Genomic DNA, 19036 nt, shown 5'->3' with positions numbered 1-19036 from the left:
AATAGGCGTATTCGACCGCCCTTAACGATGACTGCGCGGCTTGTTCGGGTAGTCATCCAAACCGCTGTGTCTTGGGTTCATCGACCGACGATCAGTTCCGCATCGCCTGCAGCAAGGACGAAATCCTGATGGTCGCAAAATTGGAAAACGTATCCGAGACCGCATAGGGCAAAATGATTTGGTCGTTATGCCGCATGGCCCCGCAGGTATAGACGACGTTGGGAACGTATCCTTCCCGCTCGGACGGTTCAGGTCGCAACAGCGGTTCACGCGAGCGCGCAATCACTTTGGAAGGATCCTTCTTGTCGAGCAGCGCCGCACCTATGGAATATTTTCGGACCGGACCGACGCCATGCGTCAGCAGCAGCCAGCCTTCGTAGAGTTCGATCGGCGATCCGCAGTTGCCGATCTGCACGAACTCCCAGGGAAATTCCGGCTTCAGAATGGCATGGCCATCCTCCCATCTATAGAGATCGCTGGAATAGATCAGATAGAGGTTCTCGTTATCCTGCCGCGCGATCATGGCATACTTGCCGTCGATACGACGCGGGAACAGCGCCATGCCCTTGTTGCGCGCGGCTGCTCCGTGCAAGGGCGTCATTCGAAATGATATGAAATCGCTGGTCTCGATCAGTTCCGATCGGATCGCCGTACCGCTGTAAGCGGTATAGGTTGCGTAGTAGGTTTTCCGGCCACCATCGCTGAATTCGACAAAGCGGGCATCTTCGATGCCATGCGATTGAGACTCCGTGACCGGAAAAATGATGCGTTCGCTGATATCTTCGTCCGGCTTGAAGATGACCTCAACGTCGTCGCCGTTCGGTCCGGATACCCGATATCCAATTCGGGGACTCGAAGCGAGGCGGGCCGTCGGGTCGACGGCAAGGCTGCCGTCCGCGGCGATGGTGCCGGTACGAAACGTCAGTGACGACACGTGCCCTTCGCCCACTGCGCGGAGGCTGAGAATGAAGCGTAATGCACCTTCCGGCGCGCCTGACTGGTCGGGATGCGGCACGATGCTGGGATTGAACAGCGCCGAGGCTTCGAAGGAATATTCGTTGAGAAAATAGGCGCCGATCAGTTGGCGCTGAACTTTGGAAAAGGTGCCGTGAGTCGCCAGAGCCTCTTCCATCTCGTCGGCGCGGGCTTCGAACGTCTCAAGCAAATTGCGATGGCGGCCAAGAAAATTCTCCAGCACGTCCGCGAGCTGGCCGGCAGCGGTTTCGGGATCGAGTGCGAGAACCCGGTCGACGATATGGTTGGCGCGTGTCTTGTCGGTCGGGTTGAGATCGCGGGGTTCAGTCGCCGGCTTGAATGGGCGCACGATCACGCGCGCGGGGTCTGGACGCAGATAGAGCGCCTGCCGGTTCAGGAAGGTGGCTTGTGACATGGTGTCCTCGGCCCGCTGGAGTAGGAGGTGAAATTTCAAGCACCGACGGCGGCAAGTACCGGAGGTTTTGTCGGACCGATATTAACGCGTGCAAGTTGGCGAATCTCGGCAAGACCGAGAAGATAGGACACCACCGACTCGCCGCCGCGATTTTCATTGGCGCGGTCGGGATGCAGTCCGTCACGGCAGCTTCCGGTATGTAGATCGACCAGCGCCACGGACAGATCATTGCTGCCGAGAAACCAGGCGAAGACGTTGGTTGCGATGGCTTCCCATTCGGCATCGCCATTTGCCCGCCACGCCGTCAGGCAGGCCGCAATGGTCGCAGTGGCTTCCACGGGCTGCTGATCGAAGGCGCGCGGATGTTGCCGCCGTTCACCGAAACCGGCCGTGCCGACCGGCCGGAAATGACCCTCCGGTGCCGTTTGGCGGGTCATTAGCCAGCGCAGGGATCTCAATCCGGTATCGACATAAGCGGGCGTTTGGGTTGCCATGCCCGTCAGCATCAGGGCCTGCGACAGGCGCGCGTTGTCATACGCCAACCCTTCCTCGAACCACACCCAGTCCTGCGTCTCGACCGCGGCCAGAGCGGACATCAACCTGTCGGCAAGAAACCGCCGGACCTCTTGCGCGCGAAGATCATCCGAAGTGACAGCGCAATAAGGACCCAATCCCAGCAGCGTGAACGCCCAGGCGCGGGGTGAACGAAAAGTCTCCGCGGTCGACAACGCCTCGGCGAACAGAGCGGAAGCCCACAGGCGTCGTGACGAGCTTGCATCTCTGCGCGCGCACTCACCCAAGGCCCACAGCGTTCGCCCATGGCTGTCTTCGGAACCACTGTCTTCAAGCCAGGCTCGATTGAAGCTCATGAAATTGCGAAATCGCCTTGTGTCGCGATTCCACGCATGCTGCACGAAAGCGGCAAAGCGGGCGGTCAGAACCTCCGACAGGCGCTGTTCGCCCGGATTGTTCAGCGCGCAGGCCAACAGCAACGCGCGGGCGTTGTCATCCACGCAATAGCCGTGGGAGCGATCAGGCACCGAATGCACGGCATGTTGAAACAAACCGGTATCGTCGCACATCGACAGGAAATGACCGATTTGCATATCAGGCACGGCAGCGCTTTGCTGTTCAGGTGCCCCCTTGCCAGATCGTGGAATAATCTTGAGCCAGTGACCCTGCCGCGCGCTCGTGAAGACGGAGATGTAACGCTCGGCGGTGCGCTCCCATGTCATTGTTCGGCTGACAGCATAGGCTCGCTCGCACATCGCCTGCCGCCGAGGGTCATCGGTGAGCAATGCCGCGATTTCTTTGCCGATCGCCGTCGCGTTGCCAAACGGCACCAGAACGCCGCGTCCATCAGCCAATAATTCGCGCGCGTGCCAATAGGGCGTCGAGACCACCGGCTTTCCCAGTCCGAAGCTGTAGGCCAGCGTACCTGACGTCATCTGGGCTTCGTTGAGATAGGGCGTGACGTAGATGTCGCACATCGAAATGAATTCGAGCAATGTGGTCTGATCCACGAACTGGTCGAGGAACACCACGTGGTCTTCAACGCCCAGTTCGCGCACGCGCGCCGTCAGGCTCTCGCGATAGGCCTCGCCTTGCTCCCGGACCAGATTGGGATGAGACGCACCGAGCACCACATAAACCGCATCAGGGCGGCGTTGCAGGATAGACGGCATGGCATCGATCATGACCTCGATGCCTTTGTTGGGAGACAGCAGGCCGAAGGTTAGAATAACCGGCTTTCCGCCAAACCCGAGCCTGGTCTTGGCCACATCCGGCGCGACAAACGCAACATCGGGAATGCCGTGGGGAATGACTTCGATTTTGTCGTCAGGCACATGATAGACGCTGCGAAGCAGCTCGCGCGCCTTTCCCGCCATCACGACGATCTTCGACGACGCCTCGACGACGCCCATCAGCACCGCGCGCTGCACCGCGGTCGGATCGGCCAGCACGGTATGGAGCGTCGTCACCACCGGCATGGTGAGGCCCGACAGCAGCACAAGGATGTGTGCACCCACTTCGCCACCGAAAATTCCGAATTCGTGCTGCAGACAAACCGTGTCGAAGCGGCCGGCGTTCAAGAAATTTGCGGCGCCTGCGTACGCGTCAACATCGTCGGCCTCGATCTGCAGAGCGACCGCCGCAGGATAATCGTAAACCTGACCATGATCGGTCATGGCAACGATGCTTGTCTCAAGAGCGGGATACGAGGCCGCTACGGCTTGCTGAAGGTGGGTTGTGAAAGTGGCTATCCCGCAGCGGCGGGGCAACGAATTGCCGATGAAGGCGATACGGCGGATCGGCGTCACGACCGCACCTCGATCTCAAATTGCGGAAGGGAAACGGCGGTTGATTTGATGGAGCCCCCGGCCAGGGCCCGCAACAAGGAAGGGATGGGATCCGCCCCCGGATAGGCGATCAGGCCACTGAACCCATCGGGCCCGACCTCGACGCTTGCATGTTCGTCACCGATGAAGATCGCCTCGCCGACCGATGCCGCGGCCAGTCCGATCGCCGCGCGGCCATCGAGCACCAGAAACCACATCTCCCGATCGGTATTGAGTGCCCAGCTTGTGTTCGCCGACAGATCGATCCGTTCAAGCACGAAATGGGGGCTAGCGGTGAGAAGCGTTCGTTCGGTGGAAAGACGCCGCGGAGCGGATTGAATCTGAACAGGCCCGGCGTCGGAAACGGCCACAGCTCTGTCTTCGTGTAACTCGCGCTGCCGGCCATAGTCGAACAGACGGAATGTCGCGTCGCTCCACTGCTGTATTTCGGCAAGCACGATGCCCGCGCCTATGGCGTGGATCGTGCCCGCGGGCACGAAGATCACGTCGCCTTTGACGACCGGTCGCCATTGAATCAGATCGGCTATGGAGCCGTTCCTGATTGACGCGCGCAATTGTTCTGGATTGAGACGCCGTTTCAATCCGACGGCCACCTGCGCCGCCGGCGACGCCGACAGAATATACCATGCCTCACTCTTGCCGTTCGGCAGGCCTATCGAACGCGCAAAGGCATCGTCGGGATGAACCTGGATCGACAACGGCGCGCTGGTAAACAACAGCTTGAGCAGCAATGCGGTAACCGGCGCGGTTTGATCTGGTCGGTGAAACCACAACTCTCCGACCGCGCCACCAGAACCGTCAACATTGCTCCACGGCCGGAGATCGGTGACTCCCCAGGGCTTGTGCACGACCTGCACCGAGGCATGTTCGATGGCCATCGGTTGTCCTGACCCGTAACGCGCATATCGAAGCGATATGCCGTTGGTCGATACCTGGATAAGATTTGGCGAGGCTAAAGCGGCGCGCTTCGGGAACGCTACGAAACGATCCGAATGCGCTATCTAACGAGATGGCTACTCCGATACCAAATTACAACCGTTGCTCAGCCGAATTGATCCCTGCTGTGTCCCTAGCGAATTGATCACGTTCAATATCGGGTCCAAATCATGCCACGAATAGCACTGCCACTCCGAACTGTTCGCCACATGACGAACGCCTTCGCGAAAAGATAGCAAAGTGGCTGAAACAGCGCACGGTCGGTAGATGTCAAACAACGCGTCGGCGGCTTTGCATGGTGGGTCCGGATGTGGACAATATCCGGTGTAACCCGCTTCTCGTGGGCCATGCGAAAAAGGTCGGCGCTGAGACCAAACCATCACGTCACAAAGCTGCGCGAGTTGCCTAAAGCGCCTTGATGATCTTTTCCGCGGCGAACATGGCTTCTGACTCGGACCCGTAGTCATCCGGCGTAACGAAGCTGACTGTCGTCCGGCCTCGAATGTAAATTCCGGAATGCGCGTACGGGGTGATGGCCGCTAGCCAACGCCCCGGGCTGCGCTGGCAAGTAACGATCGAAAATTGCGATTTGTTAGCCACGTCGTCTCCCGCACGAACCCCGCGCTCACCATCATGCAATGTCAACACCTACGTAGGATTAGCAGGCGGGGGCATCCATTCGCAAAAGACGGCGGTGATCGTCCTCAAGAGCGAGGTAGGACGGTCGCTGATCTCTAGTGAGGGCCAGCCGTTCGGCTGCCCGCGACACAAGATCCGCGCCGATGTCTGTTTCTGGCGAAACGGACCAGTCGGCGCGGTCTGATGATGTCCGTTCATCGGGGTAGAGCGGACTCTCCGCGAATGGCTCTCCACTTCCGAGTTTGACCCATAACGGTCATCGGCCGTTTGATTGCCCGGCATTTGATTGATCGCGGTCACCAGCGGTAAACTAGCCAGTTATCCGCCGATATTCTCCCACGATTACACGATCTAGTTTGAGCACCTATCTCCTCACGGAGATATTGAATGAAATGCATGTTCTACAAACGTGCGAGGCCTACCAGGCAATTTCCCATATGAGGTACTCTGCTTGGTTCAACGCGCAGATAAACTACCCATGATCCGATGGCGACTGGTGGGCGATTCATGATTCGAAGAATTCTTATATCGATTGGTCTTTGGTTAGCGCTTACAGTGACCGCACTCGCGGATGGTCAGTACTGCATTGTCAAGATTGGCGATCTCGGCAAAAATCTGTTGATCGGGCGCAACTTCCATCGAATACCCGGGCTGGCTCCGGTTTTTACGCCGACAGGAACAGGTGCGCGCTATACCATTTCGTCGGATCGGCGTCTAATTCCGTATGGCGAACCATACCCGACAAGCTATTTGGATCAAAATCCCGACCCACGCAGCAGCTTTGCATTTAACGACCATTGGAAGGTCGAGCCTTGGAGTGGTCGAATAGTTGCCTCGGCGTGGGCCCCACATGCGGTTGCTGTTCTTAAGCCCGGGGCGCATTCATTCCAAACGATAGGAGAGCCTAACTACAGCTATTCTCCACCCTTTGTCCTGCCGCGATCCCACGAAACCGTTATAAGCCGGGACGGCAAAGCATGGGTGGTTGGCATAGGCTCGCTTGAACCATGGAAACCAGCCGACGGTCTTATGAAAGCCGGGGCTGACGGAATTGCCGGTGTTTATGATGCACCCTCCATCCCGGCAGTCATTGTTATCGATACTGCGCATCGTCTTTGGGGTTCTCTAGACAATGTCAATTGGCAGAAACTGGCTAGTCTGGATAAAGATGCTTTTGGAAGAGTGTTCGATTCGCCGGGGGCTAACTCCGCACTGTTTGTCTCATTGAAATCGGTCACAAGAATTTCGAAAGCGGACGAGGGTGGCAAGTCAGTATTGTTGGCCGAGACTTTGTCGTCGACTAACGCGAATGGCGCGGATCGCGATTTTGCCTATCTCCCTCAGTTCGGCGAAGTGCTGCAATATGCTAGGGGCGCTCTCGGTGAAGTTCTGCGGCATCCCGGACTGTCGCTACTGAGGCAAAGTTGGCGAAAGCTTACAACTAGAGGATTCGAGCCCATAAGCGGCGCGGATGATGCCGGCGCCGCGCCGCGGGATGCGGCCGGCTGGAGAGTGACGGCTCTAAAATCTCTGAATGTTGCCCTGATTGACGGCAGTGGAGGCCTTTTCACCTATGATGGAAAGCAAGTTGTTTCAATTAAGAATGGTGAGCGAACAAAAATCGGGAAATATCCAACGTTTTACGATTTGCCCGCCATCGAACGCACGCTTGTAAAAACGCCGCTTGGATTGAAAGTATTGAGCGGCCAAGAGTTGGTTGATGTTCCCATAGAGTTTCCGAGCCCGGTAATCATGGTCAGCGATTGGCCGGAAGCAGACCGTGCTGTCATTTTCTCTGCTGACAAAGTTTCGATAATTGATCGCGAACTGAAGGTCAGCGAGACGTTAACCAGCAAAGGGATAGACTTTGATTCTTCGGTCTCGGGTGGCACAAATCCTGAGACCGGAGATTTAATCTTTACAGGCAAGCGCGGGACCTACTTGATTGTAGATGAAAAACGAAACGGAAGCGATGCCTGCATTCCTAACGGTAACTGATTTGGGATGGCAGGAAACGTTCGCCTGCTCCGGGCAATTTCAATGCCAGGGTACGAAGCTGACCTAATCAGCAGACAGCGCGAAGTCTGCTTTTGGCACTTTTCGGACGTGGCGCGATGTCCGACCTGAGTCCGTTATGCGAAGCAAAGCGGACGTTGGCCTACCCGGACATACGAAAAAACCCCGTCGGCCCTCGACGGGGTGCAGTTCGGGAGAGCGACGCGAGATCACAAACGCGCCGCAAATCGAGTATGCCACGATTCGGGTGTGTATAGTTCATTTGACGAACCGATGAGCCCGCGCGCCGTCACTCTCAGGGATGATCTTGGAAACCCGGTAAATCCGCAATGCCTCGATCTCCGCGCGGTCCAGGATCGGCGGCTCGCCATTTCTTAAAATCGTGGCCCCCATGCGACCGTCTGGCGATAAGGCCATAACCTTGGCTACCGCGCTGCGGAGCGACATTTGGCCCCGTTGAGCGTGACGTCCTCGTCAGGATCATAGTTCAAGACCCCGCCGAATCCGGCATCGCCGATCATGATGGATTAGACGAGCAAGTTTTCTTCGAGGCTGACAGGCCAATAACTGTCAAACCGGTACTCTCGATCGTGCGCGATCAAGCCTGAAAAAACAAAGCCCGCCGGTTCGCGCCGGCGGGCTTTTATGTGGCTTACCGTCCTCAACCCGGTGGCGGCTTTTTCGCGAAGATGCTTCTTAGCCGAGGCCCGCAGCGCTCCACACGCGGGGACTCACCGGTGTCGCCCGAGATATCTCCAAAGGAGATATGCCAGACGGTGTTCGGATAGCTGCCGGTGCACACCAAATGGGTCGTATCGGATGCGTAGTTGGCGCAGCGTTTTCGACACTGCTTGGCCAGCGCAGCTTGACGATCAGGGCAGCTCAGGCCAGTCCTTTTGTCTTCGGCTTTGCCGGCATCGTCCTCGAAAAAGCAACCCCGCAACCGCGCACTTCCGGTCAACGCGTTCACGCATTGATTGGTCGCCTCGTCGACCTGTGCTTTGGTCGGATTCATCAATGGGCACTGCGGGGGAATCTGACGTGGGGCGACGTAAGTACGCGCTGTGCGTAGCGGGCGGGCGGGCACCGCGCTTTTTCGGTGCTCGCGCGTGGGGCCAGAGGACCCGGCGGACGGCCTTCCAGAACCCTCGGCGCAGGCGATGGGAATGCATCTGGTCCACAGCGGACCTGTGGTCACGCACCGGTTGGCCTCTGGCGCGCAGCCCTCGGGGCAACAGGTTTGCGCAAACGCGGGCGATATCAGCGCATATGCCAAAACTAGGATTGCCAGCTTGAGATATCGCATTGCCGTCCTGTCATTCCGCTCCGCTCGGTGGCGTTATGCGCTTGAGGGTCGGTTGCCGCCAAAGGGGCCCGTCTTATGGAACCGCAAGGGCCAGGGCCGCGGGCGGCAGGTGTTACACACACATCGGAGAGAGGACCCCCCGCCGCAAATGGTCAACGCGGAATTTCTAAAAAGGGTTCCTACCCATCAAGGATTACCCCTGCCGCGAGCGACTCTAACCTATCGCGGGCTAACTTTGGTGTCCGTAACACCAAGCCAGAGCACCCAGGAAAGAGGAGTCCGTCAGGGTCGAACTGGCGTAATCCCATACTCAAGGCATCGGACCCACATATCGCGGGTTCCTTTTCCGCCCGGAAACCAACAGCGCTGTCCGGGCGACCCTCTCTCAGCATTCTCTCGTTGCGGACGTGGCCGGCAAGAGCATCGTAAAGCTTGCCGCGGGTGTTGCGCTTCACCACTGCTCCTAGACGATCGATGTTGTCCCAATCGGCCGGATATGGATCGACATCCACTCCTCGACTCTCCGCCCATTGAGCGGCCATCCTATCGGCTCCAGACGCTTCCCCTTCAATGATCACCGTGATCGGCGAACGCGCATGTAGGCCGCATCAGGCGGGGCGTCGCCGTGGTTTTTGTTGTAGACTCGAGGTGGCATCTCAGAACTTCGGAGTTGGGTTTGATTGTTTGACATTTTGTATGGAATTCTGACGACCAGTGTCCTCGTCCCTCGAGATGAGCAACATTCTGCCAAATTGCTTTGAAATGTCCTCAGCCTGGATCTCAAGCGGGACCTTCTGATCGGTATAGAATGCGAATGCCAGCCCTGACACTGGCCATCCTTCCGTGTTGGTCGCGTACGCGACCCTCATCGCGCCACTCATGGTGTAGCAAGTCTCGCCTGTCTTAGACTCGTTCAAGCACCTCCACTTGTGGCTCTCGGCAAGTGCGTGGACGTCAGCCTTTTTCATCCCTGGCATAAACCCCATAATGTCGTTCTTGCCGTTTCCTGCATCGCACGAAGCCAGAGCAATGGCCGCAACGACGATCGATAGCTTCTTGGTCATTCAACTCCCCCGCAAAACGTTACCTGTAAACCGCCCAAAGCTTCGTTGTCGAGTAGCGGGCGTACTTTACCCCGAGACCCGATCGCGCCGCTGTCCCTCGCTTGTCCCCGTGCGCACATGATCCAAAGCTGACGGAAACGCGCGAGATCGCGTCTTACGTCTGGGTGCATCCGGATGATGAGCGGTAAGGTCAAGGCCTTTTCTTTTTGGGAGCGGAACGAACTCAACCTGGGACCCGTTTGGCTTCTGTCACAGAAAACGGGGAGGGTAAGCAATGGCTCAGAAAGCCAATCTCACCCCTGTCGACGAGTATGAGTCGGATCGCCGGGAGGCCGAGAGGCTCGACCTGGAGAAGCATGCTCGATTGGAAGCGAGTTTGATCGATCCGGTGAGCGCCATTCAGCCGGCGCCAACCGCTGAGCATCAACACCGGGAAGGCCTATCGTTCTGGCAGGCGGTCAAGACGATGTTCAAGTAGACTCGCCCGGACGAGAAGAGGTGAGGGCGCCCGGTTGACGCTGGGGCGTTTGAGGTCGGTTATTTGTCTAGACCTGCGGAAAGCAAGCGGAAGAGAGCACGATCACCCTCAATCTGGGCGGTCTCGCGCGAGGTCTCAAAGCCCGTCATCAGTGGCGTATCGCCTTCGTAAACTCGCCACTCCCATCGCGCTGGCTCCAAGGGGGTTACCGTGACTTCAAGCAGGCGCGGGTCGGACTTCTTGGCCATCGGTAAGGCCGCCTCAGTTGGCGACATTGACAATCAATGCGCCGTCGCCGACCCAGCCCGGCTGGTTTTTCTTTGGCTTTTGCCGCGCGCGGCGCATGTTGACCGGTCCTTTCAATCCGACGTTCTTTGGTGCGGCCGGGATTGCCAGCGAACCGAAACGAGCAGCCCATCGCTGCTCGAAGCGTCTTTGAAGGTGAAGAGGAATAATGCTCATGGGTGAGGCTTCCGTTCTGGATCGCCCCTACATTCACAGAACGCGCGCGTCGGCTTAAAGGTCCACGGGGTCACGCCGAAATGGGCTCATCCGGGGAAGGCCTGAAAAGGCCGCCGGGCAATATCCGGCGGCCTACCGGGCTCAAAATTGCGTGCTTTCGAAATGGCCCCGTCCGCCCCGGTTACGGGAGACTTGCATTGCCAAGCGAAGGGCGCCAATCAAAACTGCTGTTCCATCAAAGGAACAAACAAATTGTTGCGGGGCGGACACTATTCATCCCGTTTCAACTTCCGCTTTCCCCAATGCGTGTCTCACGGAAGAGCGGGAGATTGATGCGTATCTGTCGGTGCATCCGGACGAGGAGAGGTGAGAAGGCCAGTTGTTAGCAACCGCGGCAAATGCCCTTGGTCATGCGGTCGAGCTCCGCGTTCTCGCGATTGATTGGATCGCTCGGATCATCCATCAGGTTCTTCTCCGAGGGCACTTGATCAACACGCGGCTGTCGATGCCCGATCGGCGCCTCCGGTATCGATTGCTGGTTCGAGCTCATCAACGGAGCTGGGGCTGGATTTCGCGAACCAACCGTCTGCGCCATCGCCACCGAAGTGTCGATCAGGGCCAGCAACGCTATCGTCGTGATCAGCTTTCGCATGATGGGTCTTCCGAGTCTGGGGCCCCCTTCTTACGTTTATGGTAGCGGGGAGTCTCGACCACAAGGTGCGCAAACCTCACGTTTCGTTCAGATGTTCCGAGCGCGCTGGCGCGCCTTGAGCGCTTGGCATCATCCAGACGATGAGAGGTGAGGGGCCGCCGATTCACGCCGGGCGGGTTTTTCTTGCGGGCACCTGGTCGCGGGTACTGGCCCCTTTCCATCATTCGGATAAGGGATTGGTCCCTTTTTAAAAAGTGAAGCGGTCCCTTTTGAATTTAATCGACTACCGAACATAAAGGGAATTCACTGCCCCCATCACCGCGCCGCCTTCGGCTTTTACCGGTGACTGAGAGTGTTGCGCTCCCGCCTAATACAAGGGAGCGGCACCATGCCAGAATATCGGGTCTATTTCGTACCTAAGGATCGTTTTGTTGGATACCGGGGCTTCGTTTGCCGAGACGACGGCGAAGCTATCGAACAAGCCAACGCGCTTTTCGAAGGTCCCGCGATTGAGCTTTGGTGCGGCGCACGTCTCGTCACCCGTATCAGTCACAAGCCGGAGTAAGGCCGCCCACTCGCCCGCCGGTTCACGCCGGCGGATTTTTCTTTGGTCTTTGCCGCGGGGCGCGGCGATCAGTTGTTGATGGTGCGGCTTTCGTTCCAACATTCTTCGGTGCGTTTGACGCGACCGGTAGAGTGAAACGAGAGGCCCATCTCTGTTCAAAACGTCGTTGAAGGTGAAGCGGTATCGCGCTCATGGCCAAGCTCCTGGCTCCTGATCGCCCCGATTAAAGGCTTCAACCCCACGCCATCGATTAAAGGTCCGCCAAGGTGCTACACGCCTTCGGCATGATCCGGTTCACGCGGGCGGCTTGGCCTGGCATCATCCGGACGATGAGAGAGGGCTTACTTTTTACTGAGGTAGGTTCGCAAAGGGTTTATCCCCCCGGGACCGACGCCGTTCGTGCGGCCGGGGCGGCCGGAAGCACGGCTGACCTTTTTTCGATAAACAACTGCCCAGCCACCAACATCACGGCGGCGAACGCTATCGCCAACATTGCGGTGGCTAGCTAGTGGACTTCGTTCATCTGTGCCCCGGTTACCAAAATACCGCCGTTAGAACGTTAGTCAGGGGTATTAAGTTCCGGGTGTCGCGCGCTGAAAGGCTGCTCCCGCCGGGGGCCCGCTAATCGCCTCCGGCGCAGATGATCCAGTCTGACCGACGAGACGCGCGAGATCGCGCCTTACGTCTGGGTGCATCCGGATGATGAGCGGTAAGCCGTCGACTTGCGTCGACGGTCACCCTTAGTGTTCAGCAACCTTGATCGGCCGTCTGCGCCGAAGGCTTCGCGCCCTGGGCTTGCTGTGCGGCTGTTGGCTGGCCCTGCTGCTGTCTCTGAGCATCCTGCGATGATGTGGCTTTTTCTCCTGCCACGCGGTTCATCGTTTCGGTCGGCGGATGCTGATCGGTTTTTGCCGAATCAGTGCCAGTTGTTTGACCGGTGTAGCCGGGCGTGGGACCAGAGCCAGCGTCCTTACCGCCGGTGTTGCAGGGACCGGCGTGTGCGGCACCAACGCCCAAAACGATTGCTGCAAAGCCTGCGAGGATGACTCGTTTTGTAATCATTATGCCTCTCCCTTGGTTTCCAAGTAGCGTCTTCGGCGCCACTTTGAGGATTTACGAAAACAAAGGTGCGAAGAGCAGGTTCCGCTAATCGCAAGACTTATCCCCGCGGGCGACAATGAGAGGCGCGAGGTTGGCCAGATCGGATACAATGCGGCGGAACGTTTGCCCACCCTTCTCATTGAGTTCGTAGGCTTGGAGGAATTCTGACCATGGGCGAACTACTCGATAAGCTTAATGCATTGGACAACGGCGTGCGTGGGCCGGGAAAGCCTGTTCAATCGCTCGCCGATCAGGCTGCACGGGCATTTCGATCGGCCAGCCAACGGGTCAACGAGGCGATAGAGGCCGTCCAAGAGCCCGGCATGCCCTTGGACATTCTCAGCCGCTGGTCGCGACAGGCGCCGTTGCAGGCCTTGGCGGTTGCCTTCTTGGCTGGTGTGCTCGTCGCGCGTCGGCGATAATCACGGCCGTTACCGCGACGTCGTTGGCGCGATTGTCGTGGGCGTCGGCCTTAAGCTGTCCCGCATGGTCGCTCGCAATTGCAAGCCGCCGTTTCCTCCTTCAGCTCCTCCGCCTCTCGCGCCCGCCGCTCCGCTTTGAGGCGCTTGTGGGTTTCCTGGAATCAGTTTCGGATTGGCCGTCCGATATCGTTTGCCGATGCCAGCGGCTTGAGAGCCTTTCGATCGGCCTCGTCCGCGACCTGCTGCTCCCGCGGCCCGCTTCGGTTTGATCATTTGATTTTCACCTTTGCGGCAAGGTGGCTTCTAACACGCTGAAGACAAGCAGGAACATAAGATGTCGTTGCGATTTATTCTTGGTCACTAACCAAGGAAGGCAACCATGAAACTCACGACAATTGCATTGGCTACAGCATTCGCGCTGTCCAGCACGTTCGCATTCGCACAAGCTGGCGGTGGAGCAGGAGGCGGTGCGGGTGGCGGCGCTAGTGCCGGAGCGGGCGGCTCCACTGGCACGAGTTCCGGCACGGCTGGATCCAGCGGAAGCACGATTAGCGGCAGCGGAAGCTCCACAGGCACCACTCCTGGCGCGAACAGCGGCTCCAACACCAACATGAATCCATCCGGCAGCACGATAGGCCCAAGCTCGTCTCCGAGCGGCTCGACTCTGACACCGAGTGGCCCAGGCTCTGGCGTGACCAAATAAGCAGAAAGCCTCGCGTTTTCGCGGGGCTTTATCGTTCGGTAACGGCCGCTGTAGAGCCTTGGTCCCATGGCGCTCAGTGCCGCCCGTCACAGCGCCGCCAAACCGGGAAGTAACCGTCACCACGCATCGCGACTATTTTCGTCGATAATCTCATCATCGGTCATCGGGCGATACTCCCACACGCCCGATTTCCAGCGCCGCATCCTGCCGAAATGTGACTGCCATTCGCCGTTGCGTTCCTCCTTTCGCACGAAAGCGATCCACAAAGCCAGAATGAGCAAGACCGCCGCGCTTATGAAAATCAAGCTGCACGGCCCTATTGACGCTGGGCTTGCTGCGACCGCTCATTCATCGCTAGTTTGCCTATCGATCTCGTGGACTGCCCAAGCGAGGGCGCTGAGATAGCCGCCAATGAGGAGCGCGACGACGCCAAGCCCGACGAGCGCGTATGCCGTGCCAACAGCGCCACTCTTCCCGAACAGCGCCAGCCGGGCGCGCTGCCACCAAGGCCGACTAACAAAACTAACAAAGCGCATTCTTACCTCCCGACCTCTGCAGTGAGGCCGGGAGCAATTCGTCAGAAAATGCGTCGTGAATTCCTGCAGCGCGGGGGCGATTCCGGGGCAGCCACGCGAAAATTACGTCAAAAGGTTTCAGCCGGCGCCGCCGCAGGTACAGGCGTGCTCGCCTTCCCAGGGCCGCTCAGGATGATTTTCGCAGACCCAGCCGCAGTCCTCGCAACGGGAGCATTTCATGACTCGGGATCCACCTCGATCGGCTCGCGTAGCCGCTTCATCGTGAACTCGATATTCGCCGACTGCAGATTGCGCCAGTTTTCGACAGCTGTCTGATATCGATCCTTGGGGTAGCGCTCGAAATATTCTTGGGCGAACTTTCTGGCGGCCGAGCGCTCCCTAGTGAACTTCTCGCGAATGAAGGGATCTTTGGGCATGCGCTATTGAAGCGCGAATTTAGCCAACAGGGAAGGCTTGCGGTCGGCTCAGATCAGTGCACGCCCTTCGAAAGACAGTACATTCTGCCGTGCACGAGGCTGGAAAGAGCATAAAACTCATCCGCCTTTCGCCTAACCTCTTGCTCTGAGGGCTTCGTTTCCAATGAAGATCCCCACTTCCGCAGATACGCTGCCGCATCCTCATCAATCGCAATACCATAAACCCTTTGAAAATCAGCAAAATTAGCACCCACGAACTCACGCTGCCGGTGCGAAAGTCTAATCTGGTTGGGCATGGATTGTTCGCGATAGAGTTGGCGTGCAGTTTCCGCAACGCTGCCTGTTTGTTGAAATATTGAGGAGGCATCAGAAACGGCGCTTGATGCGCGCCGCGCCCAATGCATCGCATAGACAACGGCAACCGCCCCAAAAACAAATACGAGAGTAAAAAGCGCTCTCATCCAGAGGTTCTTACTGCGGATAGTATTTGCCAAGCACGCAGTGACATGACACGCCCCAGACCCGGTGCCATCCAAGCGCAACCAAAGGGCGAGAGCAAGAGGGATTGCGGGTTACGGTTACCCGGTGGCGCAGGAGGCTTCCCCACAGCTGGAATTGTCAAATCAGCAAATCAGGTCATCTGGCGCCAGAATGCGTGGGCGGCGCACAACGCCGCAATGAGAGCCGCTAGTGCGGCCCAAGCATTCAGCCGACCGACTCGCTGTAGTTCACCGACGATTGTGTCGATATTATCGGGAACCTCGATAAGCGATCCCCAAAGCCAAAAGCCAGCCGCTGCGAGTGAGGCCAAGAGGCCAACCGATGTAACAATCTTGTCGACAAGGTTCATTTCCCGTTCGCCTTCAGCCTGATCCAAGCGCAACCGGAGGTCGAAGGCAATAGTACCTCCCGCCCGGCTCGACAAAAAGTGGAGGGCGAGGCAGGTTAAGGGCGCTTTATTTGGGGGGTAACCAATGACGCTGCGATGGCGATGGCGCTACGAAATTCATAGAAAGGATGTCGGCCGCGGTTCTTTGGTGGCGAGCGGCGGCGTCGGCAGTGCTGCCGAAGTTGCAGATATCGCCAAGAAAAACCCACAAATGAAAATCAGAATCCTAGCTCCTCTCGATGAGACCCAGGATGAGCGCGCGAAGCTCGCAGCGCTGAATGTCGAGCGGCTATTCCCCTAATCTCGCTACCCCGCAAAGGCTGGTAGAACCTTACTTCTTCACCTTCAGCCCGAACTCGACCAGGCGGCGGATGGCTTGCGATCGGTTCGGACCGTCGTCTTGCTTCGTTGCCCACGTCGCGACGGACGGTCGAGGCCGTGGTTGATCAGTTGTTGAAGGAGCGCGGCCTATGAAGCGCCGGCGCCGATTCAGAAAGCGCAACCGGCAACGACTCGCCATGCACGCGAGACGGCCGCGGCGGTAGCTTATCCACAATCCCGGCGGTGCTGGCGTCTTGTTTCGGCGCCGCCGGGGTTCAGGATTAGAATCATCAAAACAATAGGAGCCAACATGGGAAACGAGAAGCCCGCGAGTTTAAGCCCCAAAGTCGAGAGGCGGATCGAAGAGATTGAAGGGATGAACCTCGATGAGGTTCAAGCGCTCACGGCCCGCATGATGTCCGAAATCCTCAAGGGAGACGTAACCACGAGAGAGGCGCGTGCGATCGACCGCGCTGTCGGCCGAAGATTGAAGGCGATCGAGCAAGAGCTGAGGGCCGGCGCATGAGCCGCGCTAAAAGACTGAGGCGGTAACGACTAGGGCGCGGGCTCAGGTCCGCGCCATTACTGCGGCTTACGCTCGCATCCGGTCCGGCGGGAGTTCTGAAAGTCGCCTTTCCAGTGCCGCTATGGTCTCCCAGAGATTGTCTCGGCGCGCTGCCATCGTCCTTGCGAGCATCGGATACTCCGCCTGTGAGGGATCGAATACGCGAGCCTGCTCCTCTTCGGCGGCGATGTCGGTGTCGAGGATCTGGACGATGCGGCCAATGTCCGCGATTAAGGACCTCGTTTGGACCGCCTCCCGTGACGGGGTTGCAGTCCCAAAATGGCGCTGATGTTTCATTTTCGTCGCTCCGGCGATTTGCTTTGGCACAGCTTGAAGGATGCGAGGGTTCTGAGAACACCCATCGCAAAAACCCTGCCAGACGCGAGTGTGCCAAAGGAAACGGCCCCAGCTTGGGGGGGAAGCTGAGGCCGTCTTGGGGTTGTACCGAGGGGCAGAAACGGCACGACTCTGATGTGGGTTTGCGATCCGCCGCCTGATCCGCCGCCCCGCCGCTTGCAGCAGCTCGGGTTGCCGGATCTGCGGAACATCGCTGCCGGTCAGAAATGTGATTAGGAGCGCGTGGGTAATCTTGTGCGGGACCGCTTCTTCATATGTCGCGTCGTGGCTGTGTGTCGATGAACAACGTGCTTTTGCCCACGTCTGACTCGGATCTTGCCCGCCACCAACTGAGTGCTCGGGACTACATTTGCGACGGTCAAGAACGGGGAACCGAACGGAGGGCGAACCGTTGCGACCTGCGGACTCCCGCGGGCGGCCTCGAGGTATTGGGTCCAGTCATTTGCGATGCCCCATTGTGCGTCATGGAGGTTCATCGTCCCCGCCTTCACTTGGGCGGCTAAATAGTTTTCGACCGCGTCCTTTTGTTTGAAATATCGCTCGCAAAGCGTCACTTTGTCCGGTCCGCACTGCGGCCATATGTTTTCGAGCGTGTCCGCCCCACCCAGCTCAAGCGAAATCAGATGATCCAGCTCACAGAATTGGTTTGCCCCCGTGTTATTGGCGGGATGAGGGAGACCATACCAGCTATAAGTCTTATTTTTCTGAGTGGCCGAAGTCGCACCATCGCGCGTGCAACTCGTCCGGTAATTGGGGTCCTGGAGAACGTTGATCGTTACCGTGGGATTGATCGCGCCCGGGGTGCATTCCGGATCAGGCAGGATGAAACCGCCGGGCGCCACCCGCTGCGTACAGACCTTTAGGGGCGGCAGCGCGACGGCTCGCAGGGGTGCGGCACCCTGAGAATCGACGTCGTGGCAGTCGACTGCGGCTAATGTTGCGTGGCACGCAAACAAGCCGAAGAACGCGCCCGTCAAGGTCCGTATAAGTGCCGTCATGTCAATCTCCCCCTTCGATTGTCTCATAAGCAGAGAATGACTTAAGGTAGAAATGCTAGCAAGCGGAAAGTCCAAAGTTGGCGAGCCCTTTCCACCCCTGGCTTGATGCGCGAGAACGTGCCCTGGTCAGTCGTTCAGATAACGATTCCGCTGAACACAGACGACCCCTAAAAATGTAAGGCCGCTGCTGTTGAAGCTCAGGCCGCCGCCTGATCTTCCTTGTCGGCGCCATGGGCGACAATCTTCAGCGCGTCGTGCGGCAACGGCCGCTGCTGCGCCTTTGCCTCATCCCAGGGCGCGTGCATCCAAACATCGCGCTCCTCGTCGGTCGTCAAGATCACGGGCATCGCCTTCGGGTGGATCGGCTCGACGATGGCGTTCGGCGACGTCGTCAGGAAGCCGTAAACGTTGTGCGGTCCGGGGATTGGTTTCGATTTGGTGCCGCGGTCGCCGCGGTATTCGGTCCAGATCCCGGCGAACGCGAACAGGGGCCGGGCGTCGTCCAGCGCGAACCACACGACGTCCTTCTTGCCGGTCGCGGGATTCGCCTCTGGTGCGTATTCCGAGAAGCTGTTTGCCGGCACCAGGCAGGGGTTTTCCGGCTTCAGCCAGCCGCGCCAGTGCGGGGAAGACGTGTTGCGGATGTTGGTGACCGGCGGGCCGCCGAACTTCGGCGGCGGCGGCATGCCCCACCGCATCATGATCAACTCGCGCTCGCCGGCGGCATTGCGCGCCACCGGGGCTGGATAGTCCGGAAAGACGCCTGGCATCGGTGGCAGATTGCCGACGTAGCGGTTGACGACGCGGAACAGCGCGACGATCGCAGCCTGGTTGGTGGTGATGCTGTAGAGGTTGCACAT

The 19036-nt window shown here is 58.5% G+C and carries 21 protein-coding genes and 1 pseudogene; 5 read left to right on the top strand and 17 right to left on the bottom strand.

From position 1 onward, the window contains the following. Nucleotides 1-91: 91 nt before the first annotated feature. The 3 genes from B5527_RS37950 to B5527_RS37940 are packed head-to-tail and all read right to left on the bottom strand — an operon-like array spanning nt 92 to nt 4481. Entirely contained in the window at nt 92-1390 is a 1299-nt protein-coding gene (locus B5527_RS37950) for a glycoside hydrolase family 130 protein (protein ID WP_079606047.1), read from the bottom strand. Between the two features lie 35 nt (nt 1391-1425). Further along, nucleotides 1426-3711 (bottom strand): glycosyltransferase family 4 protein, encoded by a 2286-nt coding sequence (locus B5527_RS37945; protein ID WP_079606046.1) that lies wholly within the window; start codon nt 3709-3711, stop codon nt 1426-1428. Beyond that, nucleotides 3708-4481, bottom strand: coding sequence for a class I mannose-6-phosphate isomerase (locus tag B5527_RS37940; RefSeq protein ID WP_245332407.1), 774 nt, complete (start codon nt 4479-4481; stop codon nt 3708-3710). Before B5527_RS37940 ends, B5527_RS37945 begins: the two co-directional genes overlap by 4 nt. Nucleotides 4482-5880: 1399 nt before the next feature. Here B5527_RS37940 and B5527_RS37930 point away from each other — a divergent pair. After that, the gene (locus tag B5527_RS37930) at nt 5881-7323 is read left to right on the top strand and encodes a hypothetical protein (protein WP_154072754.1); all 1443 of its coding nucleotides are present in this window, start codon (nt 5881-5883) and stop codon (nt 7321-7323) included. Nucleotides 7324-8002: 679 nt separating this feature from the next. Here the strand turns inward: B5527_RS37930 and B5527_RS37925 are convergent. From B5527_RS37925 to B5527_RS37915, 3 genes and pseudogenes are all read right to left on the bottom strand, one after another. Further along, a complete protein-coding gene (locus tag B5527_RS37925) occupies nt 8003-8356 on the bottom strand; it encodes a hypothetical protein (protein ID WP_079606042.1) in 354 nt (117 codons plus the stop codon). A gap of 470 nt (nt 8357-8826) precedes the next feature. Then, nucleotides 8827-9237, bottom strand: a pseudogene (locus B5527_RS47935) (SLOG family protein); the annotation flags it as partial. Nucleotides 9238-9303: 66 nt separating this feature from the next. Next, nucleotides 9304-9711 carry a hypothetical protein gene (locus tag B5527_RS37915; protein ID WP_079606040.1) on the bottom strand — a complete coding sequence of 136 codons (408 nt, stop codon included), beginning with the start codon at nt 9709-9711 and terminating at the stop codon, nt 9304-9306. 274 nt (nt 9712-9985) lie between these two features. On the opposite strand from B5527_RS37915, the gene B5527_RS37910 reads away from it, so the two are divergent. Further along, nucleotides 9986-10189, top strand: coding sequence for a hypothetical protein (locus B5527_RS37910; protein ID WP_079606039.1), 204 nt, complete (start codon nt 9986-9988; stop codon nt 10187-10189). A 59-nt stretch (nt 10190-10248) separates the two neighbouring features. Here the strand turns inward: B5527_RS37910 and B5527_RS37905 are convergent, their stop codons facing one another. The 4 genes from B5527_RS37905 to B5527_RS37880 all read right to left on the bottom strand — a co-directional run bounded on the left by B5527_RS37905 (nt 10249) and on the right by B5527_RS37880 (nt 12930). Then, complete coding sequence (locus B5527_RS37905; RefSeq protein WP_079606038.1) at nt 10249-10437, bottom strand: hypothetical protein; 189 nt, start codon at nt 10435-10437, stop codon at nt 10249-10251. Nucleotides 10438-10450: 13 nt separating this feature from the next. After that, nucleotides 10451-10651, bottom strand: coding sequence for a hypothetical protein (locus tag B5527_RS37900; RefSeq protein WP_079606037.1), 201 nt, complete (start codon nt 10649-10651; stop codon nt 10451-10453). A gap of 382 nt (nt 10652-11033) precedes the next feature. Continuing rightward, nucleotides 11034-11303, bottom strand: coding sequence for a hypothetical protein (locus B5527_RS37895; RefSeq protein WP_079606036.1), 270 nt, complete (start codon nt 11301-11303; stop codon nt 11034-11036). Between the two features lie 1312 nt (nt 11304-12615). Further along, nucleotides 12616-12930, bottom strand: coding sequence for a hypothetical protein (locus B5527_RS37880; protein WP_079607815.1), 315 nt, complete (start codon nt 12928-12930; stop codon nt 12616-12618). Nucleotides 12931-13139: 209 nt separating this feature from the next. Here B5527_RS37880 and B5527_RS37875 point away from each other — a divergent pair, with 209 nt between their 5' ends. Then, nucleotides 13140-13391 carry a hypothetical protein gene (locus B5527_RS37875; protein WP_079606033.1) on the top strand — a complete coding sequence of 84 codons (252 nt, stop codon included), beginning with the start codon at nt 13140-13142 and terminating at the stop codon, nt 13389-13391. Nucleotides 13392-14210: 819 nt separating this feature from the next. On the opposite strand, the gene B5527_RS44965 is transcribed toward B5527_RS37875, so the two are convergent. The 4 genes from B5527_RS44965 to B5527_RS44960 form a co-directional block, all read right to left on the bottom strand. After that, nucleotides 14211-14375, bottom strand: a complete 165-nt coding sequence (locus B5527_RS44965) for a hypothetical protein (RefSeq protein ID WP_154072753.1) — start codon at nt 14373-14375, stop codon at nt 14211-14213. Nucleotides 14376-14438: 63 nt separating this feature from the next. Further along, nucleotides 14439-14630, bottom strand: a complete 192-nt coding sequence (locus tag B5527_RS37865) for a hypothetical protein (RefSeq protein ID WP_079606031.1) — start codon at nt 14628-14630, stop codon at nt 14439-14441. A 215-nt stretch (nt 14631-14845) separates the two neighbouring features. Continuing rightward, on the bottom strand, nt 14846-15046 hold the full coding sequence (locus B5527_RS37860; RefSeq protein WP_154072752.1) for a hypothetical protein: 201 nt from the start codon (nt 15044-15046) through the stop codon (nt 14846-14848). A gap of 53 nt (nt 15047-15099) precedes the next feature. Next, a complete protein-coding gene (locus B5527_RS44960; protein WP_154072751.1) occupies nt 15100-15507 on the bottom strand; it encodes a hypothetical protein in 408 nt (135 codons plus the stop codon). 513 nt (nt 15508-16020) lie between these two features. Here B5527_RS44960 and B5527_RS37850 point away from each other — a divergent pair. Together B5527_RS37850 and B5527_RS37845 are read left to right on the top strand one after the other, a co-directional pair. Further along, the gene (locus B5527_RS37850) at nt 16021-16236 is read left to right on the top strand and encodes a hypothetical protein (protein ID WP_079606028.1); all 216 of its coding nucleotides are present in this window, start codon (nt 16021-16023) and stop codon (nt 16234-16236) included. 330 nt (nt 16237-16566) lie between these two features. Then, entirely contained in the window at nt 16567-16782 is a 216-nt protein-coding gene (locus tag B5527_RS37845) for a hypothetical protein (RefSeq protein ID WP_079606026.1), read from the top strand. A 66-nt stretch (nt 16783-16848) separates the two neighbouring features. On the opposite strand, the gene B5527_RS37840 is transcribed toward B5527_RS37845, so the two are convergent. From B5527_RS37840 to B5527_RS37830, 3 genes are all read right to left on the bottom strand, one after another. Then, entirely contained in the window at nt 16849-17118 is a 270-nt protein-coding gene (locus B5527_RS37840; RefSeq protein WP_079606025.1) for a hypothetical protein, read from the bottom strand. Nucleotides 17119-17390: 272 nt separating this feature from the next. Further along, nucleotides 17391-18176 carry a hypothetical protein gene (locus B5527_RS37835; RefSeq protein ID WP_154072749.1) on the bottom strand — a complete coding sequence of 262 codons (786 nt, stop codon included), beginning with the start codon at nt 18174-18176 and terminating at the stop codon, nt 17391-17393. A gap of 197 nt (nt 18177-18373) precedes the next feature. Further along, complete coding sequence (locus B5527_RS37830; protein ID WP_079606023.1) at nt 18374-19036, bottom strand: SOS response-associated peptidase; 663 nt, start codon at nt 19034-19036, stop codon at nt 18374-18376.

Source organism: Bradyrhizobium erythrophlei, assembly GCF_900129425.1.
Lineage (GTDB): Bacteria > Pseudomonadota > Alphaproteobacteria > Rhizobiales > Xanthobacteraceae > Bradyrhizobium > Bradyrhizobium erythrophlei_C.
The sequence above is the reverse complement of the archived record's forward strand: the minus strand, read 5'-3'. Positions and strand labels throughout refer to the sequence as shown.